Below are 14,355 nucleotides of genomic sequence, written 5' to 3' on the forward strand. Positions count from 1 at the left end.
GGCCCGGAGGGTCCCCGAACGCGGACCGGACGTCGTGTCGTCGGGAGCGGGGGGCCGGAGGCTCCTCCGAGTGACGACGGGAAGGGCTCAGCGCGTCAGGGGCACGGCTCCTGGCCGCGGTGCGGTCCGGAGGACCGCAGTGTCATGGAACGGCTCCTGGCCGCGGTCGTCTGACGGAGTCAGACGAAAGGGCTGTTGTACATCGCGAAGTAGACGGCGATGTAGTGGCAGATCGCGGCCACGATGGTCATGGCGTGGAAGACCTCGTGGTAGCCGAAGGTGCCCGGCCAGGGGTTGGGCTTCTTGATCCCGTAGGCCACGCCGCCGACCGTGTAGAACAGGCCGCCGACGGCCAGCAGCACCATCGAGGCGACGCCGGCGAAGTGCAGGATGTCGGTGAGGACGAAGACCGCGACCCAGCCCAGGCCGATGTAGAGCGGGACGCCCACCCAGCGGGGCGCCGTCGGCCAGCTGAGCTTGAGGGTGACGCCGGCCAGCGCGCCTGCCCAGACCCCGACGAGGACCCAGAACCCGGTGACCTCGTCCATCGCCATCAGCGCGAAGGGCGTGTAGGTGCCGGCGATGAACAGGAAGATCATCGAGTGGTCGAGCCGCTTCATGATCTTCCAGCCGCGCGGTGACCAGCGGCGGCGGTGGTAGAGCGCGCTGACGCCGAACAGCCCGAGGATGGTCACGCAGTAGATCGCCACCGAGAAGCCGGCCCGCGCGCCCTGCACCGAGGCCAGCGGCACCAGCACGGCTCCGGCGACGATCGACCCGAAGAAGGCGAAGAGGTGCAGCCAGCCCCGCATGCGCGGCCGGGTGTCGGGGTGCTCCCAGTCGCCGTCGGCGAAGTCGGTGGCGGTCCAGGTCCGCTCGACCTGCTCGCCCTCCTCGCGGACGGTGGCCACGGCCTCGCCGAGCGGGGCATCGATCTCGGCGCTGTCGGCCTGCACCCGGACCTGCGCGCGTTCGTCGGGAGCAAGGCTCATGCACCGAGGTTACGGACCCGTAGGTAGCGCCGTCATCTCGAAGCGGCTGTGACTTCGCTGGAGGCGGTGGCCGGGGCGGGGGAGGGCTCGGCGCGGGTATCCGGCCGCTCCCTCCGGAGGGGCCTAGGGTGGCCGCGTGGGGGCCCGCTCAGCGATCCGAGACGCGATCGTGCAGGTCTACGAGCGGCGGCTGGCCCGTGCGCTGGTGGGGGCGGACATCCCGCGCCACGTGGGCGTGATCATGGACGGCAACCGCCGCTGGGCCCGCGCCATCGGCCTCGAGGACGTCGCCCACGGTCACCGCCGCGGCGCGGACAAGATCGTCGACCTGCTCGGCTGGTGCGACGACGCCGGCGTCTCCGTCGTCACGCTGTTCATGCTCTCCACCGACAACCTCAGCCGGCCTCAGCCGGAGTTGCACGCGCTGATGCAGATCATCGAGGACGTCGCCGTCGACCTGTCCCGGCCGGGGCGCCGCTGGCAGGTGCGGGCGATGGGCGCGCCGGAGGTGCTCCCGCCCGAGACCGTCGCCGTCCTCAAGCAGGCCGAGGAGGACACCCGCGACCGCCCGGGCGCGACGGTCAACCTGGCCGTCGGCTACGGCGGGCGCCAGGAGATCGCCGACGCCGTCCGGTCGCTGCTGGCCGAGCACGCCGAGCGCGGCACCTCCCTCGAGGACCTGGTCCAGGCGCTGGAGGTCGAGCACATCGCCGAGCACCTGTACACCCGCGGCCAGCCGGACCCGGACCTGGTGATCCGCACCAGCGGCGAGCAGCGGCTGTCGGGCTTCCTGCTCTGGCAGACGGCGAACACCGAGTTCCACTTCACCGACGTCTACTGGCCCGACTTCCGGCGGGTGGACTTCCTGCGGGCCCTGCGCGACTACTCGGCGCGGCACCGGCGCTTCGGCAGCTGACACCGGGCGGCACCCGGCTCCCGCGACTGCCAGGAGAGGCTGCGAAACTGCGGGTCATGTCGGCACTCCCTCTCGATCTCCCCCTCGAGTACGTGCGGCTGGGACTGCGGTTCGACCGGCTGGAGCCGGGCTTCGTCGACGCCTTCACCGGTGACCCCCGGTTGCGCGCCCAGGTGGAGGACGAGCCGGCGCCGACGCCGTCCGGGCTGCGCGACCAGGCCCGGGTCCTGCTGGCGGAGCTCGACGGCGCCGGGCTCGCGGCGGACCGCACCGACTACCTCCGGGGGCAACTCACCGGTCTGGAGTGCACCGCCCGCAAGATGAGCGGCGAACCGGTCGGCTTCGTCGACGAGGTGGCCGCCTACTTCCAGGTGGACGTGGTCCTCGGGGATCCGGCCGAGTACGCCGCCGCGCACGCCGAGCTGGGAGCGCTGCTGCCCGGCAGCGGGACGCTCGCGGAGCGGTACGCCGCGCACCGCCGTCGGGAGGAGTGCCCGCCGGCCCGGCTGGAGACCGCGGTGCACGCCCTGTCCAGCGCTCTGCGAGACCGGGTCCGGGGTCGGTACGGGCTTCCGGACGTGGAGACGGTCCGGTACGAGGTGGTCACCGACAAGCCCTGGTCGGGCTTCAACTACTACGAGGGCGACTACCGGTCCCGCGTCGCGATCAACGCCGACCTGCCGCACCGGCTGTCCCAGCTCCCGCACCTGGTCGCCCACGAGTCCTACCCCGGGCACCACACCGAGCACTGCCGCAAGGAGAGCGGCCTGGTGGGGCGCGCCGCCCGCTCCGAGCACACCGTCTTCCTCGTCAACACCCCCGAGTGCCTCATGGCCGAGGGACTGGCCGACCTCGGCGTGCAGGCCTCCGTCGGAGCCGGCTGGGGGCCGTGGGCGGCGGAGATCCTGGGCGACCTGGGGCTGCGGTTCGACGGGCACCTGGCCGAGCGCATCGCCGCCGCGGCCGCCCCGCTCAACCGCGTGCGGCAGGACGCCGCGGTCCTGCTGCACGACCGCGGTGCGGACGCCGACGAGGTGAGCGCCTACCTGCAGCGCTGGTCGCTGGTGAGCGCCGAGCGGGCCGCCCAGCAGATCCGGTTCCTGACCGACCCGCTGTGGCGCGCCTACATCTCCACCTACGTGGAGGGCTACGACCTGCTCTCCCGCTGGCTGGACGCCCGGCCCGCGGAGCAGTCGGTCGCCGACCGCTTCGTCCGCCTGCTCGACGAGCCGCTGACGCCGCGCGCCGTGACCGGCGAGCTCGCGGGCGCCTGAGGCCATGAGCCGGCACGACGCGCGGGAGGCCCGGATGCTGGGCCTCTGGACGGCGGCGTGGCTGTTCGCCCTCCTGCTGGGCGGGCTGCTGTGGCTCGGCGACCTCTCGCTGCAGTGGCCGGTGCTGCTGGTCCCGGTGCTCTGGGCGCTGGTCGCGATCCGCCCGCGCCGCTCGTCGCGGCCGCCGGACTCCTGGGACCCGATCCCGCCACCGATGCGGACGGACACGGTCGAGCGGCCCGCCCTGCGGCGGCGACAGGACGGCTGGGACTGACCGGACGCCGCCCGCGGGGGTGACGCGGGCGACGCGTGCTGGTCGTGGCGACGGCGGCCGAGGCACAGTGTGCGCATGTCGACCACCAGGCTGCTGCTGCTCGGGGCGGTCCGGATCTTCCAGCCGGTGCACGGCTACCTGCTGCGCCGGGAGCTGCTGAGCTGGCAGGTCGAGGACTGGGCGCACGTGAAGCCCGGGTCCATCTACTCCGGGCTCCGGACACTGACCGCGCACGGCCTGATCGAGGAGGTCGCCGGGGAACCGGTCGCCTACCGGCTCACGCCTGACGGGGAGGTCGAGTTCCGCCGGCTCCTGGTCGCAGCGCTCCGGGAGCCCGACGCGGGAGACGCCACCCGGCTGCTCGGTGGCCTGTGCTTCATGACGGCCCTGCCCCGGGCCGAGGTGCGGGAGGCGCTCGGTGCCCGCGTGCTCGTCCTGGAGGCCATGACGTCCAACGCCGAGGCGACGGTGCGCTCGATCGAGCAGACCCGGCTGGCTCCGGCACCGGCCGCCGAGCTCTCCCGGCTGATCGGGCACTGGCTGGCCGGTGAGCACAGCTGGGTGCGAGAGCTCTGCGATCGGCTCGACGCCGGCCACTACCGGTTCGCGGGCGACCCCGGGGCGCCCGACCAGCCGGTCGAGGGGATCTGGCCACCCGCCGTCCTCGACTTCGGGGAATCAGCTTGACGACGTCGTAGTCAAACTTGAACACTGGTCGCGTGATCCACGCCCGCGGGCTCGCCCGCACCTTCCGGAAGAAGAAGCAGGAGGTCCACGCCGTCGTCGGCGTCGACCTCGACGTCGAGGCCGGCGAGATCGTCGGCTTCCTCGGTCCCAACGGCGCCGGCAAGACGACGACGCTGCGCATGCTGACCACGCTGCTCGAGCCCACCGCAGGCACCGCGACGGTGGCCGGCTGTGATCTGATCACCGACCCGGTCGGTGTCCGCCGTCGCATCGGCTACGTCTCCCAGAGCGGCTCGACCGCGCCCGAGGCGCGCGCCGGCGAGGAGGTGGTCGACCACGCCCGGCTCTACGGCATGAGCACCGCCGAGGCCACCGAGCGCGGGAAGCAGCTGTTCCGCGAGCTGGACCTCGACGGCCTGTGGGAGCGTCAGCCCAAGACCATGTCGGGTGGTCAGCGGCGGCGTCTCGACATCGCGGTGGGCCTCATCCACATCCCCGAGCTGGTGTTCCTCGACGAGCCCACGACGGGCCTGGACCCGCAGGCGCGGGCCAACCTGTGGCAGCACATCAGCAGCCTGCGGGAGCAGCGGGGGACGACGGTCTTCCTCACCACGCACTACCTCGACGAGGCCGACGCGCTCTGCGACCGGATCCTCGTCATCGACCACGGGGCGATCGTCGCCGAGGGGACGCCGGACCAGTTGAAGTCGCAGGTGGGCGGCGACGTGCTCACGGTGACGGCCGCCGACTCCGCCCAGATGGCCGGGATCGCCCGCCTGATGGGCATGCTGCCGGGCGCGGAGGCGCCGCAGCTGGTGGAGGACCGGGTGATCGGGCGGGTGCCGCACGGCGGCGCGGCGCTGGTGGAGCTCGTCCGCGGGCTCGACCGCGAGGGCCTCGCCGTCAGCGGCATCGAGAGCCGGCGGCCCAGCCTCGACGACGTCTTCCTCGGCCTGACCGGTCGCTCGCTGCGGGACGCCGGTGCTGCGGAGCCGGCCGCGGAGGTGGCGGTCTGATGCACACGCTGCTGCGCGACACCTGGACCGTCTTCGCGCGCGCCATGCGGATGTCGCTGCGCAACCCTGCCTGGCTGGTGATCAGCCTGATGCAGCCCATCCTGTACATCGTCCTGTTCGGCCCGCTGCTCGAGCCGCTGTCCGGCCAGCTGGGGCCGGGCAACGCCTACCAGATCTTCGTGCCGGGGATCCTCGTGCAGCTGGGCATCTTCGGCGCGCTGTTCGTCGGGTTCGGGCTCATCGCCGAGTACCGGGCCGGCGTCATCGAGAGTCAGCGGGTCACCCCCGCCAGCCGCACGGCCCTGCTGCTCGGGCGCGTGCTCCGCGACGTCGTCGTCCTGCTGGTGCAGGGCACCCTGCTGGTGCTGGTCTCCATCCCGCTGGGTCTGCGGGCGCCGTTCCTCGGCGTGGTCCTCACGCTGATCGTCATCGCCCTGCTCGGCGCGGCGTTCGCGTCGGTCTCCTACGCGCTGGCCCTGACGCTCAAGAGCGAGGACGCGTTCGCGCCGCTGCTCAACGCCTTCGTGCTGCCGGTCCTGCTGCTCTCGGGGATCCTGCTGCCGATGACGCTCGCCCCGGGGTGGCTGCAGACCGTCAGCGACGTCAACCCGCTCAAGCACGTCGTGGAGGGCACCCGCGAGTTCTTCGTCGGGGGTTACGACACGTCGACGGCGTGGTGGGGCGCTGCGCTCACCGTCGTCCTGGCGGTGCTGGGCTGGGCGTTCGGCGTCCGGCGGTTCCGCCGCGAGTCCAGCTGATGAGGCGGCTGCCACGGCTGGTGCGGCTGTGGCTCCCGGTACCCCGTCGGGTGAACTTCGGGTTGCACGGCGTGGTGTAACGGCGCCTTTGTCGGTGGTCGGGCCTAGCGTCCGCAGTGGACGACGAGCTGTTCTCGCCGTCCACGGGAGGCCCGGTTGGTGCTGACGAGTTCGTCGACCAGGGGGGCCGGCACCCGGCCTCTGCGCCGGGGCCCGGCCACCTTCGAGCGGGGGCGTGCCGTGCGCCCCACGGGAGTCGAACCGTGACCACTCGCCGTACCTACGTCCTCGACACGTCCGTCCTCCTCTCCGACCCGGGCGCGCTGATGCGCTTCGGCGCCTCCGACGTGGTGCTCCCGCTCGTCGTCATCGGGGAGCTGGAGGACAAGCGCAACCACCCGGAACTGGGCTGGTTCGCCCGTCAGGCACTGCGCATGCTCGACGACCTGCGGGTCCAGCACGGCCGGCTCGACGCGCCCGTCCCCATCGGCGACGACGAGGGCACGCTGCACGTCGAGCTGAACCACAGCGACCCGTCAGCGCTGCCGGCCGGGTTCCGCAACGACAGCAACGACAGCCGGATCATGGTCGTCGCGCTGAACCTGCGGTCGGAGGGCCGCGACGTCTGCCTGATCACCAAGGACGTGCCGCTGCGGGTGAAGGCGGCCGCCGTGGGCCTGGACACCGACGAGTACCGGGTCATGGACGCCGTCGACGCCGGGTGGACGGGCATGGCGGAGGTCTCGCTCGAGGACTCCGAGCTCGACGAGCTCTACGACGTCGGCGAGACGTTCGTCCCCGCGGCGGCGGAGATGCCCCCGCACACCGGCCTCGTGCTGCTGTCCTCCCGCGGGTCGGCGCTGGGCCGGGTCATGCCCGACAAGCAGGTGCGGCTGGTGCGCGGCGACCGCGAGGCCTTCGGGCTGCACGGCCGGTCCGCGGAGCAGCGGGTCGCGCTCGACCTGCTCCTCGACCCGGACATCGGCATCGTCTCCCTCGGCGGCCGCGCGGGCACCGGCAAGTCGGCGCTGGCCCTGTGCGCCGGCCTGGAGTCGGTCATGGAGCGGCGGGCGCACAAGAAGGTCGTCATCTTCCGGCCGCTCTACGCCGTCGGCGGCCAGGAGCTGGGCTACCTGCCCGGTGGCGAGAACGAGAAGATGTCGCCCTGGGCCCAGGCCGTGTACGACACCCTGGGCGCGCTCGTCTCCCCGGCGGTCATCGACGAGATCGACTCCCGCGGGCTGATCGAGGTCCTGCCGCTCACGCACATCCGCGGTCGGTCGCTGCACGACTCCTTCGTCATCGTCGACGAGGCTCAGTCGCTGGAGCGCGGTGTGCTGCTGACCGTGCTGTCCCGCCTGGGGGCCGGGTCGCGGGTGGTGCTCACCCACGACGTCGCCCAGCGGGACAACCTGCGCGTCGGCCGGCACGACGGCATCACCGCCGTCATCGAGGCGCTCAAGGGCCACCCGCTCTTCGCGCACGTGACGCTCACCCGCTCCGAGCGCTCGCCGATCGCCGCGCTGGTCACCGAGATGCTGGAGGACCTCCCCTTCTGACGCCGCAGCCGGCCGGGGCGGCTCGTGCGGTGATGCACCGTGCGAGCCGCCCGGCCGTTGGGCTCGAAGGCGCGGGGCCGGCATCCCGCTGCGACGCCGCCGGCGGACAGGTCGGCCCACGTCCAGCGCACGACCGGCCACCGCGGAGACGACCGTGGAAGGGCGGTCAGACGGCGGGGGAGGCTTCCCCGGACTCCGCGTGCTCCGGCGCCGCGACCCGCTCGGCCTTCGGCTTCCGGGCGGGCGCAGGCGGGGTGGTGGCGAGCCGGAAGACGGCCACCACTGCCCAGCCGGCGCCCAGGCACCAGAGGACGCGGTTCATCATGTCCTCCGTCGAGAGGTCCCCTCGCAGCCCGAGCGCCAGGACGGGCACGGCCAGCACGAACCCGACGAGGAGGACGTCCCAGCGCAGCGGGTTCATGTCGTCGTGCTCTCCAGTCGCTCGCAGAGCAGGGATGCCCAGCGGTGCGGCGTGGCGCGCACGCCGTCGAGGAGGGCCACGGGCGTGTGGACCCGGCGGAGGACCGCCGCGGGGTCGGCACTGAGGTCGGTGTCCTGGACGACGAGGGCGTCGACCCGGGGCAGGCCGTCGAGCCACGGCTCGAGGTCCTCGGGCTTGCGGGTCGCCTCGACGACGGCCCAGACCGCCCCCGGCGCCCAGACGCTCATCATCTGCGCCATCCAGTAGGTGTCGGTCCGCAGCGGGGCGTCGACGGCGACGATGGTCACCGTGCCGGCGGCCGCGCACTCCTGACGACGGTCGATGGCGGTGTCGACGGAGGTCACCCGGCTGCTGCGGGGCGCCAGACCGGCGAGGTCACCGCGCGTCGCCCACTGCACGCAGTCGGGGTCCAGGTGCAGCGCCGCGGCCAGGGACCGCGCGGCACGCAGCGCGTCGACGCCGGGGCCGACCACGAAGACCGCCTCGCCCGAGCCACTGGGCAGCTCGGGCGCCTTGGGCAGCTGGAGGGCGAGGCTGCGCGTGAGGGCGGCGTAGGTGCCGCGCTCGGCGACGTCCTCGGCGAAGGTGCTGCCGAGGAGCTCCGCGGGCAGGCCGAGCTGCTCGAGCCGGCCCGCCACGTCGCCGCTACCGACCGGCGGAGCGACCTCCGGTGCCTCGGGCGTGGTGGCCGTGATCGGGGCGAAGAGCAGCTCCTCGGCGTCGACCTCGTCGACGTCCTCGAGCAGTTCGGGCATGTCCGGGCCGGCCATGAGCGGTGCCACGGGAAGGCGGGTCACCGTCGCGAGCGCGCGGGTGGACGAACCGAAGATCCGGGGCGTCTCGAGGGCCGGGGTGGCGTCCGCGGTCCACGAGGCGATCTGCGTTGGGACCTCGGCCGGGACCTCGGCCGGGACCTCGGCCGGGACCTCGGTCGGGACCGGCGACGCAGCAGCGTCGGGTTCCGCGGCGGGTGCCGGGACCGGCGCGGACGCGCTCGGGCGACGCGCCGCCGGCGGCACCGGCGGCCGCCCACGACCCCGGGACGAGGGCAGCGGGGGCAGCAGGGACAGCGGCGGCATGACCGTGGTCGCGTCCAGCGACATCATCGGTGCCGGGTCGCTGGCGGTGCGGGCGAGGACCGGCGCCACCTCGGCCACCTCGACCTCGTCGGCCTCGTCCGATTCCTCGGCCACCTCGGCCTCCTCGGCCTCCTGGTGCGACTCCGCGCCGACCGACGTCTCGACGACGGGCTCCTGTGCAACCGCTTCGTCCGCGGCAGCCGTGTCCTCGACCGGCGCCTCGGCGACGGGGCTCTCGACCACGGGCGCGTCCAGGGGCGCCTCAGGCGCCGGCTCGGCGCAGGACACGTCAGCGACGGCGGCGGCGGGCGTGGAGAACAGGGCCGTGGATTCCTGCTGGGCGACACGGGCCCAGATCGGGGCGTCGACCTCGACGGCGGGGGCGCTCGGTGCCGGCTCACCCCAGAGCGTCGATGCGGTCGGCGTGCCCCACATCGAGTGGGAGGAGGGCGCCAGGACGACCGGGGTGGGGGAGGGGCCGACGACCGGCTGGGCCGGGTGACCCGCGACCGGGACCGTCGGGACCGCTGCGGCGAACGCATCGACGGCCTGCGTCCCCTGCTCCGGGAGATCGGCCTCGACGGCGGGCACCTCCACGATGGGCGCCTCGACGACGGGCACCTGCGCGATGGGCGCCTCGATGACCGGCGACTCCACGACGCGGGCCTCCACCACCGGCGTCTCGACGACGGGCGCATCCATGACGGGCTGCTGGATGACGGGCTGCTGGATGACGGGCTGCTGGATGACGGGCACGGCCACGACCGGCACCTCGGCCACCGGCACGGGGCGCTCCGGCAGCTCGAAGGTCGCCGGCGGGACCGGGGGGGTCTCGAGGGGCGGTACGGGAAGGGTGGGCACGGCGAACACCGGCCCGGCGGGGGCGGCCGGCTCCGGCTCGCTCAGCGCCGTCTGCGGGGAGGCCCCGGCGAGGACCTTGCGCAGGATGCCGGCGAGGGCCTCGTCCGAGTGCCCCTGGGCCAGGGCCCCGCGGAGCAGGTCGGCGATCGCCTCCTCGCGGGAGGAGACGGATGCGGGGGCGACCTCGGGCTCTGCGGCCCAGATCGGCATCTCGTGCTCGCCATCGATCGTGGAGGGCGGCGCGATGACCTGAATTCCCACCGGTTCCTCCTCCTGGCGCGTCTGGGGCGACGGCACCGCTGCTTCTGCTGTTCGGACCTGCTCGGAGCGCGCCGGCCAGGGCTCGGCATCGTCGCGCGCACGCTTCTCCGCCGCTGGGGCGAGCGCTTCCTGGACCGCCTGCCGCACGTCCTGGTCACCGGCGACCATGCGGGCGAGCGCGGCGGTGAAGGGCGAGGGTGCCGCCGCGGTGGCCGGCAGGACGCGCTGGCCGCCGCCGCGCACCGGCGCGACGACCACCTCGTCGTCGGGGTCGGCCAGGCCCGCGGGGGCATCACGGTCAGCGTGGCCGTCGCCGGGCTGCGCCACGGAGCCCGTGCGCGGGAAAGAGGCGCGCGGGTAGGTGGGACGCGAGGGCGTCGGGGGGACGGGCTCGGACCGCTGGGCGGTCAGCAGCCCGACCAGCTCGCTGACCCGGTCGTCGTCGGGCGCGTGGGCCGCGCGAGCGACCGCCGGCCGGGACGGGCGGACCGGGGTGGGGGCCGGCGCGTCGGCACGCGCCGCGCGCGCGGCGGCGGCCGCCAGTCGGGCCGCCTCGGGGATGTCGTCGGTGGACCGGGCGGCTGCCTCCGCCGCCCACGCTGCCGCGCCGTTCCGGGCAGGAGCGACCGCACGGGCTCGGGCAGGGGACGCCGAGGCCAGCGGCGAGGAGAAGTCGGCAGGCAGCTGGTCGTCGTCCCGGTCGCGCGAGGGGACGGCGGGCCGGACGGCTGTCTCCGGAGCCAGCTCGGCCACCTCGGCGACGTACCGCTCGGTCGCGAAGAACCCGAGCACGCCGCCGGAGCGGACGCGACGTACCCCGACGATGCGGGCCTGCGGGCCGAACTGCTCGCGGGCGGCGGCGATCGCGTCGTCGCGCGAGGCGGCCTCAACGGATCGCAACGGCACCGCTCACAACTCCCAGCGATTCGATCTGCGCTGTCCGGGAGACCTCGGCGTAGGAGATCACCGGTAGGCGGGGGAGGACCTGGCGCATCAGGCGCGCCAGTGCGGCGCGGACCTGGGGCGAGCACACGAGGACGGGGGACAGGCCGGCGCGCTCGGCGTCCTCGAGCAGCCCGCTGCAGCCGTGCACCAGGGCGTCGATGCCGGCGGCGTCGAGGGCCAGGACCAGCCCGCCGTCGCTCTGCCGGACCGACTCGAGCAGCCGCTGCTCGAAGCCGGGGTCGAGGGTGAGGACGTGGAGGCGCTCGTCGGGCGTCACGTACGGGTGGCTGATCGCCGAGCCCAGTGCCGTCCGGGCCGCCTCGACGAGGGCGTCGAGATCGGTGGACGACTTTGCACGTACAGAGAGTGCCTCGAAGATGCGGACCAGGTCGCGGATCGACACACCCTCTTCGAGCAACGCGTGCAACACGCGTTGCACCTCTCCCAGGGTGAGCAGAGAAGGGGTCAGTTCCTCCACGACGACGGGGTGCGTCCGGCGGACCATCTCCACCAGGAGTCGGACGTCCTCGCGGCCGAGGAGGTCCGCGGCGTTCTGGCGCACCACCTCGGCGAGGTGGGTGGTGATGACCGAGGAGCGGTCGACGACGGTCGCGCCGGCCATCTCCGCCTGGCGCTGCAGCTCCACGGGCACCCACTTCGCGGCGAGGCCGAACACCGGCTCGCGCGTGGCCTTGCCCGGGATGCCGTCGAGGTTGTCGCCGATCGCCAGGATGGTGCCGGCGGGCGAGATGCCCTTGGCCGCGGGCACGCCGTTGAGCCAGATGACGTACTGCGAGCCGGGCAGGTCGAGGTTGTCGCGGGTGCGCACCAGCGGGATGACCAGCCCGGTGTCCATGGCCACCTTCCGGCGCAGCGCCTTGACCCGGTCCAGCAGGTCGCCACCGCGCGCGGGGTCGACCAGTTCGACCAGGTCGAAGGCCACCTCGAGCTCGAGCGGGTCGACCCGCATCCGCTCGGCGATCGCCTCCGGGGAGTCCGGCTGCGGCTCGTCGTCGGCGGCGGCCGCGGCGGCGTCGAGGTCCTCGTCGTCGTCCGGGGTCTCCGTCATGCGGGAGGCCGCGATGAGGAAGCCCGCACCGACGAGGAGGAACGGCAGCTTGGGCAGTCCGGGGATCAGGCAGAGGGCGAGGGCGGCCCCGCCGGCGATGCGGACGGGCTGCTTGAACCGGCCGAGCTGGGCGATGAGATCGGTGCCCATGTCGCCCTCGGTCGCCGACCGGGTGACGATGATGCCGGTCGCGGTGGACATCAGCAGGGCGGGGATCATCGAGACGAGGCCGTCGCCGACTGTCAGCAGGGAGTAGGTGGAGCCGGCCTCGGCGGGGTCCATCCCCTTCTGCATCACGCCGATGGCGAAGCCACCGATGAGGTTGACCAGCGTCACGATGATGCCGGCGATCGCGTCGCCCTTGACGAACTTCGACGCACCGTCCATCGAGCCGTAGAAGTCGGCCTCGGCGGTGACCTCGTGGCGCCGCTTGCGGGCCTGCGCCTCGTTGATCAGCCCGGCGTTGAGGTCGGCGTCGATGGCCATCTGCTTGCCGGGCATCGCGTCGAGAGTGAAGCGCGCACCGACCTCGGCCACGCGACCGGCGCCGTTCGTGATGACCACGAACTGCACGACCGTGAGGATCACGAAGATCACCAGACCGACGACCAGCGAGCCGCCGATGACGATGTGGCCGAACGCCTCGATCACCTTGCCGGCGTAGCCGTCGGTGAGCACCAGCCGGGTCGAGGAGACGTTGAGGGCGAGCCGGAACAGCGTCGCGATGAGCAGCAGCGAGGGGAAGACCGCGAAGTCCAGCGGCTTCCTGATCTGCATGGCGACGAGCAGGATGAGCAGCGAGATCGCGAGGTTCAGGCTGATCAGCATGTCCATCATGGCGGCCGGCAGCGGCACGACCAGCATGAGGACGATCGCCACGACGCCCACGGGGACGGCGGCCTTGCCCATGCCCTTCACGCGCCCGCTCGCGGGGTGATGGACGGACTCAGGCTCACGTCCTTCTCATCGGCAGCCGCCCGGTCGACCGGTACGCACCGACGAGATCTGCCCCGGCGGCCCCTCTGCAGGGGCCCGCCGCGAGCGTGCGAGCGGTGGGGGAGGAGAGGGGTCCTTCGACTACGCGGCGATGCGGCGGCGGCCGGCCTTGGGCAGGCCCTCGGTCACCGGGGCCTCGAAGCCCGGCCGGTGCATTCCGCCCTTCACGCCCCGGGCGCCCAGGTGCATGACGAAGGCCAGCACCCGCGCGACGGCGGTGAACAGCTGCGCCGGCACCTCCTGGCCCAGCTCGCACGAGGAGTGCAGGGCCCGGGCCAGCGGGATGTCCTGCACCATCGGCACCCGCGCCTCCTCGGCGAGGGCACGCAGCTTGGCGGCGACCTCGCCCGCGCCCTTCGCCACCACGCGCGGGGCTCCCTTGGCCGGGTCGTACTTCAGGGCGACGGCGACGTGCGTCGGGTTCACCAGGAGCACGTCGGCGTCGGCGACCTCGCTCATCATCCGGTTGCGGGACATCGACATCTGCACGCCGCGGCGGTGCGCCTTCATGTGCGGGTCACCCTCGGCCTGCTTGTGCTCCTGGGTGATCTCGTACTTGCTCATCCTGAGCTGCTTCATCATCTTCTTCCGCACGACGACGTAGTCGGCGACCGCGATGACCAGGCCGGTGACGGCGACGACGCGGAACATCAGGATGGCCGAGTCGGTGAACGTGGCGACCACGGCGGAGAGCGGCAGCGCGCCGGCGGCGGACACCAGCGCCTGCGCGCGGTCGCTGGTGACGATCACGACCGTGGCGAGGGCCGCGGTCTTGATGATGGCCTTGGTCGACTCCCACAGGCCCTGGGTGCCGAACATCTTCTTGATGCCGGGGAAGGGGTTGAGCTTCTTCAGCGTCGGCTTCATCGACTTGGTCGCGAAGGTGACGCCGCCCTGGGCCGCCGAGGCCACGGTGCCGACGACCATCATGCCGAGGGCCATCGGCATCATCGTCGTCAGGAACACGCTCAGCGCCTCGCCCAGCAGGATCGAGATCTTCTCGGGCTGGGGGTCGTTGGCGACCGAGCTGATCTGCACGAACAGCTGCTGGACCGCCTCGAACCCGTTGCTCACCACGATCGGCAGCAGGACGCTGGCGGCCGCGATGCCCAGCCACGTGCCCAGCTCCTGGGTGCGGGGGATCTGCCCTTCCTTGCGCGCCTTCTTCAGGCGCTGCGGAGTGGGCTGCTCGGTCTTCTCCCCGCCGGGACCGTCCTTAGCCACGA

At 73.2% G+C, this 14,355-nt stretch carries 12 protein-coding genes; 7 read left to right on the forward strand and 5 right to left on the reverse strand.

Annotation, left to right across the window (positions count from 1 at the left end; translation table 11 throughout):
* Positions 1-179 precede the first annotated feature (179 nt).
* Positions 180-992 carry a PAQR family membrane homeostasis protein TrhA gene (gene trhA, locus CRP30_RS14520; RefSeq protein WP_097184638.1) on the reverse strand — a complete coding sequence of 271 codons (813 nt, stop codon included), beginning with the start codon at positions 990-992 and terminating at the stop codon, positions 180-182.
* Between the two features lie 136 nt (positions 993-1,128).
* Between trhA and CRP30_RS14525 the strand changes: the two genes are divergently transcribed.
* The 7 genes from CRP30_RS14525 (at position 1,129) to phoH2 (ending at position 7,476) form a co-directional block, all read left to right on the forward strand.
* On the forward strand, positions 1,129-1,908 hold the full coding sequence (locus tag CRP30_RS14525) for an isoprenyl transferase (protein WP_097184639.1): 780 nt from the start codon (positions 1,129-1,131) through the stop codon (positions 1,906-1,908).
* 56 nt (positions 1,909-1,964) lie between these two features.
* The gene (locus CRP30_RS14530; RefSeq protein WP_097184640.1) at positions 1,965-3,182 is read left to right on the forward strand and encodes a DUF885 domain-containing protein; all 1,218 of its coding nucleotides are present in this window, start codon (positions 1,965-1,967) and stop codon (positions 3,180-3,182) included.
* Positions 3,183-3,186: 4 nt separating this feature from the next.
* Positions 3,187-3,456, forward strand: coding sequence for a hypothetical protein (locus CRP30_RS14535; RefSeq protein WP_097184641.1), 270 nt, complete (start codon positions 3,187-3,189; stop codon positions 3,454-3,456).
* A gap of 75 nt (positions 3,457-3,531) precedes the next feature.
* The gene (locus CRP30_RS14540) at positions 3,532-4,143 is read left to right on the forward strand and encodes a PadR family transcriptional regulator (RefSeq protein ID WP_097184642.1); all 612 of its coding nucleotides are present in this window, start codon (positions 3,532-3,534) and stop codon (positions 4,141-4,143) included.
* A gap of 32 nt (positions 4,144-4,175) precedes the next feature.
* On the forward strand, positions 4,176-5,159 hold the full coding sequence (locus tag CRP30_RS14545; RefSeq protein WP_097184643.1) for an ATP-binding cassette domain-containing protein: 984 nt from the start codon (positions 4,176-4,178) through the stop codon (positions 5,157-5,159).
* Positions 5,159-5,917, forward strand: coding sequence for an ABC transporter permease (locus tag CRP30_RS14550; RefSeq protein ID WP_097184644.1), 759 nt, complete (start codon positions 5,159-5,161; stop codon positions 5,915-5,917). The genes CRP30_RS14545 and CRP30_RS14550 overlap by 1 nt, the downstream gene beginning before the upstream one ends.
* Before the next feature lie 263 nt (positions 5,918-6,180).
* Positions 6,181-7,476: an RNA 5'-3' helicase PhoH2 gene (gene phoH2, locus CRP30_RS14555; protein ID WP_097184645.1), complete on the forward strand. Its 1,296-nt coding sequence runs from the start codon at positions 6,181-6,183 to the stop codon at positions 7,474-7,476.
* Between the two features lie 166 nt (positions 7,477-7,642).
* On the opposite strand, the gene CRP30_RS14560 is transcribed toward phoH2, so the two are convergent.
* From CRP30_RS14560 to CRP30_RS14575, 4 genes are all read right to left on the reverse strand, one after another.
* A complete protein-coding gene (locus tag CRP30_RS14560) occupies positions 7,643-7,897 on the reverse strand; it encodes a hypothetical protein (protein ID WP_097184646.1) in 255 nt (84 codons plus the stop codon).
* A complete protein-coding gene (locus CRP30_RS14565) occupies positions 7,894-11,025 on the reverse strand; it encodes a hypothetical protein (RefSeq protein WP_097184647.1) in 3,132 nt (1,043 codons plus the stop codon). Before CRP30_RS14565 ends, CRP30_RS14560 begins: the two co-directional genes overlap by 4 nt.
* Entirely contained in the window at positions 11,006-13,042 is a 2,037-nt protein-coding gene (flhA, locus tag CRP30_RS14570) for a flagellar biosynthesis protein FlhA (protein ID WP_097185000.1), read from the reverse strand. Before flhA ends, CRP30_RS14565 begins: the two co-directional genes overlap by 20 nt.
* Before the next feature lie 168 nt (positions 13,043-13,210).
* Positions 13,211-14,353, reverse strand: a complete 1,143-nt coding sequence (locus CRP30_RS14575) for an EscU/YscU/HrcU family type III secretion system export apparatus switch protein (protein WP_097184648.1) — start codon at positions 14,351-14,353, stop codon at positions 13,211-13,213.
* Between the last annotated feature and the right edge of the window lie 2 nt (positions 14,354-14,355).

It is taken from the genome of Blastococcus haudaquaticus, assembly GCF_900230285.1.
Classification (GTDB): Bacteria; Actinomycetota; Actinomycetes; order Mycobacteriales; family Geodermatophilaceae; genus Blastococcus_B; species Blastococcus_B haudaquaticus.

Excerpts from the sequence above, each read along its gene's own strand:
- flhA (WP_097185000.1), bottom strand. The coding sequence starts at position 13,042 with ATGGGCAAGGCCGCCGTCCCCGTGGGCGTCGTGGCGATCGTCCTCATG.
- CRP30_RS14540 (WP_097184642.1), top strand. The coding sequence starts at position 3,532 with ATGTCGACCACCAGGCTGCTGCTGCTCGGGGCGGTCCGGATCTTCCAG.
- trhA (WP_097184638.1), bottom strand. The coding sequence starts at position 992 with ATGAGCCTTGCTCCCGACGAACGCGCGCAGGTCCGGGTGCAGGCCGAC.
- CRP30_RS14560 (WP_097184646.1), bottom strand. The coding sequence starts at position 7,897 with ATGAACCCGCTGCGCTGGGACGTCCTCCTCGTCGGGTTCGTGCTGGCC.
- CRP30_RS14550 (WP_097184644.1), top strand. The coding sequence starts at position 5,159 with ATGCACACGCTGCTGCGCGACACCTGGACCGTCTTCGCGCGCGCCATG.
- CRP30_RS14530 (WP_097184640.1), top strand. The coding sequence starts at position 1,965 with ATGTCGGCACTCCCTCTCGATCTCCCCCTCGAGTACGTGCGGCTGGGA.
- CRP30_RS14535 (WP_097184641.1), top strand. The coding sequence starts at position 3,187 with ATGAGCCGGCACGACGCGCGGGAGGCCCGGATGCTGGGCCTCTGGACG.